The 8,400-nt window shown below is 71.7% G+C and carries 4 protein-coding genes; 3 read left to right on the top strand and 1 reads right to left on the bottom strand.

Annotation, left to right across the window (positions count from 1 at the left end):
- Positions 1-75: 75 nt before the first annotated feature.
- Positions 76-2,919 carry a leucine--tRNA ligase gene (leuS, locus tag OP04_RS44645; protein WP_033346114.1) on the bottom strand — a complete coding sequence of 948 codons (2,844 nt, stop codon included), beginning with the start codon at positions 2,917-2,919 and terminating at the stop codon, positions 76-78.
- Positions 2,920-3,292: 373 nt separating this feature from the next.
- Between leuS and OP04_RS44650 the strand changes: the two genes are divergently transcribed.
- Genes OP04_RS44650 through OP04_RS44660 form a run of 3 tightly spaced genes read left to right on the top strand, consistent with a single transcriptional unit; the run spans position 3,293 to position 8,115 of the window.
- Positions 3,293-4,351, top strand: coding sequence for an AAA family ATPase (locus tag OP04_RS44650; protein WP_033346115.1), 1,059 nt, complete (start codon positions 3,293-3,295; stop codon positions 4,349-4,351).
- 3 nt (positions 4,352-4,354) lie between these two features.
- Positions 4,355-5,650 (top strand): DUF58 domain-containing protein, encoded by a 1,296-nt coding sequence (locus OP04_RS44655; RefSeq protein ID WP_033346116.1) that lies wholly within the window; start codon positions 4,355-4,357, stop codon positions 5,648-5,650.
- Positions 5,647-8,115, top strand: coding sequence for a transglutaminaseTgpA domain-containing protein (locus OP04_RS44660; protein WP_033346117.1), 2,469 nt, complete (start codon positions 5,647-5,649; stop codon positions 8,113-8,115). Before OP04_RS44655 ends, OP04_RS44660 begins: the two co-directional genes overlap by 4 nt.
- Positions 8,116-8,400 lie beyond the last annotated feature (285 nt).

Here is an 8,400-nt window from a genome sequence, read left to right on the forward strand (position 1 = left end):
GAATTGGCTCTTGAGCTGGGAAAAGGCGCGGTGCCCGCGCCGGGAATCGACGCGGGCACCGTGGGGAGAGGCGAGCTACAGGACGACGCTGACCATGCGGCCCTTGACCACGATGACCTTGCGGGGCTCGCGGCCGGCCAGGTGGTCGGCGATCTCGGACAGGGCGGCGGCCCGGACCGTGGGCTCGTCGGCGTCGGCGGGGACCTCGATCTTGCCGCGGACCTTGCCGTTGATCTGGATGGGGTAGGTGACCGTGTCCGCGACCAGCAGCGCCGGGTCGGCGACCGGAAAGTCGGCGTAGGTCAGCGTGCCGGTGTGGCCCAGTTTGGACCACAGTTCCTCGGCCAGGTGCGGCGCGAACGGGGCCATCATCAGGATCAGCGGCTCGACGGCCTCGCGCGGCGGCTCGGCCAGGCCGGTCAGGCCGTTGGTCAGCTCGATCAGCTTGGCGATGGCGGTGTTGAAGCGCAGCTCCTCCATGTCGCCGCGGACGCCGTCGATCACCTTGTGCAGCAGCCGGCGCGTCTTCTCGTCGGCGGCGTCGTCGCTGATCCGGACCGCGCCGGTCTCCTCGTCGACGACCAGGCGCCAGGCGCGCTGCAGGAAGCGCTGGGAGCCGACGACCGCGCGCGTGTCCCAGGGGCGGGACACGTCCAGCGGGCCCATCGCCATCTCGTAGACGCGGAACGTGTCGGCGCCGTAGGTCTCGCACATCTCGTCCGGCGTGACGACGTTCTTCAGCGACTTGCCCATCTTGCCGTACTCGCGGGTGACCTTCTCACCGTCGTGGTACCAGGCGCCGTCGCGCTCGACGACCTCCTCCGCGGGCACGGCGATGCCACGGGCGTCCCGGAACGCGTACGCCTGGATGTAGCCCTGGTTGAACAGCTTCCGGAACGGCTCGACCGAGGAGACGTGCCCCAGATCGAACAGCACCTTGTGCCAGAAGCGGGCGTACAGCAGGTGCAGCACCGCGTGCTCGACGCCGCCGACGTACAGGTCCACACCGCCGGTGTCACCGGGGCGCTGCGGACCCATCCAGTAGGCCTCGTTGGCCGCGTCGACCAGGACCTTGTCGTTCTTCGGGTCCAGGTAGCGCAGCTCGTACCAGCAGGAGCCGGCCCACTGCGGCATCGTGTTGGTCTCGCGGGTGTAGCGCTTGGGACCGTCGCCCAGGTCCAGCTCGACCTCGACCCACTCCTTGGCGCGGGACAGCGGCGTCTCCGGCTCGCTGTCCGCGTCGTCCGGGTCGAACGTGCGCGGCGCGAAGTCCGCTACCTCCGGCAGCGCGACCGGCAGCATCGAGTCCGGCAGCGGGACGGGCAGGCCGGTCTCGTCGTAGACGATCGGGAACGGCTCGCCCCAGTAGCGCTGGCGGCTGAACAGCCAGTCACGCAGGCGGTAGGTGGTCGCGCCGGTGCCGTGCCCCCGGGCCTCCAGCCAGGAGATCATGCGGGCCTTGGCGTCCGCGACGCCCAGGCCGTTCAGGTCCAGATCGCCGTCGGTACGGGCCGAGTTGATCGCCGGTCCGTCGCCGGTGAACGCGCCCCCGTCCCAACCGTCCGTCGGCTGCACGGTCCGGATGATCTCCAGGTCGAACGCCTCGGCGAACTCCCAGTCGCGGGTGTCCTGCGCCGGCACCGCCATGATCGCGCCGGTGCCGTAGCCGGCCAGCACGTAGTCCGCGATGAAGACCGGGACGCGCACGCCGTTGACCGGGTTGACCGCGAACGCGCCGGTGAAGACGCCGGTCTTCTCCTTCGCGTCGGCCTGGCGCTCCTCGTCGGTCTTCGCGGCGGCCTTGGCCCGGTAGTCCGCGACGGCCTCGGCGGGCGTCGCGTGCCCGCCGGTCCACGAGTCCTTGGTCCCGGAGGGCCAGGTCGGGGCCGTCAGCGTGGCGACCAGCTCGTGCTCCGGTGCCAGGACCATGTAGGTGGCACCGAACAGCGTGTCCGGCCGGGTGGTGAAGACGGTGATCGTGCCGCCGCCGGTCTCGGTCGCGAAGTCGACGTGCGCGCCCTGCGAGCGGCCGATCCAGTTGCGCTGCATCAGCTTGACCGGCTCGGGCCAGTCCAGCGCGTCCAGGTCCTCGATCAGGCGGTCGCCGTACGCGGTGATCCGCATCATCCACTGCTTCAGGCTGCGCTTGAAGACCGGGTAGTTGCCGCGCTCACTGCGCCCGTCCGGCGTGACCTCCTCGTTGGCCAGCACGGTGCCCAGGCCGGGACACCAGTTGACCGGCGCCTCGGAGACGTACGCCAGGCGGTGATCGTCGATGATCTTCCGCTTCTCGACCGGGGTCGCGGTGGCCCAGGCCGGATTCACCCGCGCCCCGGACTCGAACGCGGAGATCAGCTCGTCGATCGGCCGGGCCTTGCGCTGCTCCGGGTCGTACCACGAGTTGAAGACCTGCAGGAAGATCCACTGGGTCCAGCGGTAGTAGTCCTCGTCCGTGGTCGAGAACGTGCGGCGGTTGTCGTAGGCCAGGCCCAGGCGGCGCAGCTGCGCGCGGTAACGCTCGACGTTCGCCTCGGTGGTGACGCGCGGGTGCGTGCCGGTCTGCACCGCGTACTGCTCCGCGGGCAGGCCGAACGCGTCGAAGCCCATCGGGTGCAGCACGTTGAAGCCGGTCATCCGCTTGTATCGGGTGTAGCTGTCCGTCCCGATGTAGCCCAGCGGGTGGCCGACGTGCAGGCCGGACCCGGACGGGTACGGGAACATGTCCTGCACGTGCAGCTTGGGCGCCCCGGCCCGCGGGTGCGAGGCATCGGCCAGTTCGCCCACCGGGTTCGGCGCGTCGAACGTCCCCTCGGTTTCCCAGAAGTCCTGCCACCGCCGCTCGATGTCACCGGCCAGCGCGGCCGTGTAGCGGAACCGGGGGGTGTCTGCCGCCGTCGTCGTCTCGGCTGGCTCACTCATCGTCAGTCACCTCAGAAGTCACAGAATGTCGGGAGTCATCTTCCTCGGGGCATAAAAAAGCCCCTCACGCAGGAGGGGTGGCCGTGCGATCGCGAGTGCGCGAATCAGCACGGCTAGGTAAGGAGCAGGAAGGTCCCGGTCATATCCCGGAGTATAGACCCCCGCCAAGAGATAGCGCGCTGTAGTTACGGTGTCAGCTGGGAGTCCGGTCACGGGGAGGTCTCGGCGAACCTCATCGACCGGGCTAGCCTGTGTGAAGCGGGTGGGCCGTTCTTCGCCTCCGCGAACCGAAATTCGTTCGCGCCTGCGAACCATATTGCGGGTCCGGTGACTCTTAGGGGTCAAACGCGACCTGTCAGGAGGAGGATTGCCCGTGTCCGCACCTACCTGGGACGAGCTCGGTGGTCCGCTGCCGAAGAATGAATTCAAGATCGCCAGCGAGGCCATCGTCTCGAACATCGAGCAGGTGATCGAGGGCAAGACCGCCACCGTGCGGCTCGCGTTCGCGGTGCTGCTCGCCGAGGGGCACCTCCTCATCGAGGACGTGCCCGGCGTCGGCAAGACGAAGCTGGCGAAGACGCTCGCCCGGACGATCGACTCCTCGGTGCGCCGCATCCAGTTCACGCCGGACCTGTTGCCCAGCGACGTCACCGGCGTGAGCATCTACAACCAGGAGACGCACGACTTCGAGTTCAAACCGGGCGCGGTCTTCGCGAACCTGGTGGTCGGCGACGAGATCAACCGCGCCTCGCCGAAGACGCAGTCGGCGCTGCTGGAGTGCATGGAGGAGCACCAGGTCACGGTCGACGGCGTGACGTACGAGCTGCAGACGCCGTTCATGGTCATCGCCACGCAGAACCCGATCGAGATGGAGGGCACCTACCCCCTCCCCGAGGCGCAGCGTGACCGGTTCACCGCCCGGATCGCCATGGGCTACCCGAGCGCGCAGGCCGAGCTGGCCATGCTCGACGGCCACGGCGCCCGCGACCCGCTGACCGGGCTGAAGCCGGTCGCGGACGCGAACATGATCCGCCGCATGATCGCCGCGGTCCGGAACATCCACGTGGCCGACGCCGTCAAGCAGTACGCGGTCGACCTGGTCAACGCCACGCGCGAGGCCCCGGACATCCGGCTCGGCGCCTCGCCGCGCGCCACGCTCCAGCTGCTGCGCACCGCGCGTGCCGTGGCCGCGCTGGACGGCCGCGACTTCGTGCTGCCGGACGATCTGCAGGTGCTGGCCGTGCCGGTGCTGGCCCACCGCATCATCCCGACCGCGGATGCGCAGCTGGCGCGGCGTACCACGGACGCGATCCTGGCCGAGCTGATCCGCCGGCTGCCGCTGCCGCACGACCGGGGCCGCTCGCCGTACGACACCCGTCCTCCGGTCCCCGGCGACGACCGCAGCCGCTACGAACAACCGCGGGGGATGTAACGCATGCGCGAAGCTCTGCGCGGACTGACGACGCGAGGCCGTTCCTTCCTGGCCGCCGGCCTGGCCGCGGCGCTCTCCGCCGTGATCCTGGGCGAGCGCGACCTGCTCCGGGTGGCGATCCTGCTGATCGCGCTGCCGCTGATAGCCGCGGTGTACGTCGGCCGGAACCGCTACCGGCTGGCGTGCACGCGCTCGCTCGACCCGCAGCGCACGCCGGTCGGCGGCAACGCCCGGGTCATCCTGCGCCTGCAGAACATGTCCCGGCTGCCCACCGGCACGCTGCTGCTGGAGGACCGGTTGCCGTACGCGCTGGGCAGTCGCCCCCGCGTGGTCCTGGAGCGACTGGCGGCCGGCCAGGCCAGCTCCGTCGGCTACACGGTCCGCGCGGACCTGCGCGGGCGCTACCAGGTCGGCCCGCTGATCGTGCGGCTCACCGACCCGTTCGGGCTGTGCGAGCTGACCCGCGCGTTCCCGAGCACCGACCGGCTGACCGTCATCCCGCAGGTCGTACCGCTGCCGTCGGTGCGCCTGACCGGGGAGTACGCGGGCACCGGCGAGAGCCGCGCCAAGTCCGTCGCCGTGCACGGCGAGGACGACGCCGCCACCCGGGAGTACCGGCGCGGCGACGACCTGCGCCGCGTGCACTGGCGCTCCACCGCACGCAAGGGCGAGCTGATGGTCCGCCGCGAGGAGCAGCCCTGGGACAGCCGGGCCACCGTCGTGCTGGACACGCGCGCGAGCGCGTACCGGGGCGAGGGCCCGACCGCGAGCTTCGAGTTCGCCGTGTCCGCGGCCGCCAGCATCGCGCTGCACCTGCGCCAGGCCGGCTACAAGCTGCGGCTGGTGACCGGCGCGGGCGTGGACATCGACGCGTCCGAGGCGGCCGGCGACGGCGTGATGATGGACCACCTGGCCGAGGTGCGCCCGCAGGCCGGCGACGTCGCGTCGCTGATCGAGCACGTGCGCGGCCGCTCCGACGGCGGCCTGGTGATCGCGCTGCTCGGCTCGCTGACGTCCGGTGAGGCGGAGGTGCTGGCGCGGCTGCGCGGCAACAACGCCACCTGCATCGGCCTGCTGGTGGACAGCTCCACCTGGGTGAACCTGCCGGCCGAGGCGCGCGCCGAGGCGGACGCGGCCCAGTCCGCGGCCGCGCTGAGCCTGACCCGCAGCGGCTGGCGCGTGGTCGGCGTCCACCACGGCGCGAAGCTCGCCGGGCTGTGGCCGCAGATAGGGCGCGGCACGCAGGGCTTCGCGTACCGGGCCACGATGGCCGAGACCGTGTCGGGGGGACGACGATGAGCGGCAGGCGACGGCTCGGTCTGGTGGCCGCCGCGGCCACGCTGATGGCCGCGGCGCCGATCTCGACGATCTACGACCGGTGGACCTGGCTGATCCAGTGCGTCATCGCGGTCGGCGTGGTGTGCGGCGCGGCCACGCTGTCCCGCTCGCTGCGCGCACCGGTCTGGGCGCAGGCGCTGGCCATGGTGGCCGGGCTGCTGCTGATCACCACCTGGATCTTCCGCAGCGGCGAGGAGATCCTCGGGGTGCTGCCCGGCCCGGAGACGTTCACGCACTTCGCGGACCTGGCCACCAAGGCGATGGAGGACATGCGGTCGTACGCGATCCCGGTCCCGGACCGCGACGGCCTGCTCTTCCTCACCGTGGTCGGCGTCGGCGGCGTCGCGATCGTGGTCGACCTGCTCACGGTCGGCCTGCGCCGGCCCGCGCTGGCCGGCCTGCCGATGCTGGCGATCTACTCGGTGCCGGTCGCGATCTACCCGGAGAGCGTCCCGATGCTCCCGTTCGTGATCGGCGCCGTCGGCTACCTGTGGCTGCTGGTGGCGGACAACGTCGAGCGCGTGCGCCGGTTCGGCCGCCGCTTCACCGGCGACGGCCGGGACGTGGACGTCTGGGCGCCCTCCCCGCTGGCCGCGGCCGGTCGCCGGCTCGCGGTGGTGGGCGTGGTCGCGGCCGTGGCCATCCCGCTGGCCGTGCCCACGTTCAGCAGCGGCCTGCTGACCCGGATCACCCAGGGCGCGGGCGGCGAGGGCACCGGTCCCGGCGGGGGCGGCACGGCCGGCAAGGTCGACCTGTTCGCGTCGCTGAGCGGTCAGCTGCGCAACACCGAGACCGTGCAGTACCTGACCGTCACCACGAACAACCCGCAGCCGTACTACCTGCGCTTCGGCGTGGCGGACACGCTCACGCCCGAGGGCTTCCGCAACCAGGCGCCGAACGGGCGGCCGGTCACCACGGAGATCCAGCCGCCCGAGGTGGCGAGCTCGTCGCTGCCCCAGCAGGGCTACTCCGCGACCGTGTCGATCACGGACCGGTTCGACATGCCGATGCTGCCGGTCTACGCGAACACCACCGGCACCGAGGGCCTGACCTCGGGCTGGTTCTACGACGACTCGCTGCAGATCGTCTACTCGAACCGGCACCGGTCGCGGAGCGCGCAGTACTCGTTCTCCTACGTCGCGCCCGAGTACACGGCCGACGCGCTGCGCCTGGCCCGTGAGCTGGAGCCGGAGAGCACGATCCGTCAGCAGTACACGCAGCTGCCGGAGCTGACCGAGCAGCAGCAGGCCGAGGTGACCCGAATCGTCACCCAGGAGATCAACGGCGCCACCACGCAGTACGACAAGGCCCGCGCGCTGTACGACTTCTTCTCCCGGGACAACGGCTTCACGTACAGCCTGCAGACCGAGAGCGGCTCCTCCGGCTCCGACCTGCTGGACTTCCTGGACAACAAGGTCGGCTACTGCCAGCAGTACGCCACCGCGCTGGCCTGGCTGCTGCGCGAGGCGGACATCCCGGCCCGGGTCGCGTTCGGCTTCACCCGGGGCTCCGCCACCGGTGCGCCGAACTCCTACGCGATCACGAACCAGAACGCGCACGCCTGGACCGAGGTCTACTTCGACGGCTTCGGCTGGGTCCCGTTCGACGCCACGCCGGCCCAGTCGGTGCCCGGTTCCGCACGCGGCGAGTGGGCCCCCGACGTCGACGCAAGCCCGGCGCCGAGCACGTCCGCCGCACCGACCACCAGCGTCGCCCCCGGTGCGACGTCGAGCGTGGCCCCCGGCCAGCGCCCCGAGCGCGACGTCGACGAGACCACGCCCGGCGCCGGCGGCCCGGTCACCCCGCAGGGCCCACGCTGGCCCTGGTACCTGGCCGCCTCCGTGATCGTGCTGCTGGCACTGCTCGCCGTGCCCGCGCTGCTGCGCTCGTCGGCCCGGCGCCGGCGTACCGCCCCGATCACCGCCGTCACGGCCGCCGCGGCGGAACAGGAACCGGGCCGGATGTCGATCATGGAACCGTCGCCGGAGCTGGAGAAATCCCGCTCCTACGCCCACGCCGCCTGGGCCGAGATGCTGGACACCATGGTCGACTTCCGCGTCGAGGTGAACCCGGCCGAGACCCCCCGGACCACCGTCCAACGGCTGGCCAAGTCGGAGTCACTGACTCCCGAGGCCACCGCCGCCGCCACGCTGCTCGGCAGCGCCGAGGAGCACGCCCGCTACGCCCGCACCCCGCTGGACGGCGCCGGCGACCTCGGCAACGCCCTGTCGCAACTGCGCCAGGGCCTGTCCGTACACGCCACCCGCTCGGTCCGGACCCGAGCACTGCTCATGCCCCCATCCGTCCTCCGCCGCTGGAAAACCACGATCGGCGACCGCTACGCCTCGGTCATCGCCATCTTCGGCCGCTGGCGCGACACCGCACTGCGACTCAGCCCACGACGGCTGCTGGCCCGCTCCCGCTGATCGCACACTCAGGGCCCGGCTCTCCCCGCGAGAGCCGGGCCCCGTTTCGTCCCCGGAACTTCAGCCCTCCGTCAGCCGCAGGCCGCCCTTTCCCCCAGAACCACCCCCACAATCAACCCCATCCAGCGGTACGCCCGCCCCGCCCGACCCCCGCTCCGAGCCCGACTCCCCGGCAGCTCACCCGCGGCCCACACACCACGCATCCCGCCCGGCGGCAGACGGCCCGGGATGGCACCCCCCCCCCCCCCCCCCCCCCCCCCCCCCCCCCCCCCCTCCCCCCCCCCC

The organism is Catenuloplanes japonicus, assembly GCF_000717135.1.
In the GTDB taxonomy this organism is placed as follows: domain Bacteria; phylum Actinomycetota; class Actinomycetes; order Mycobacteriales; family Micromonosporaceae; genus Catenuloplanes; species Catenuloplanes japonicus.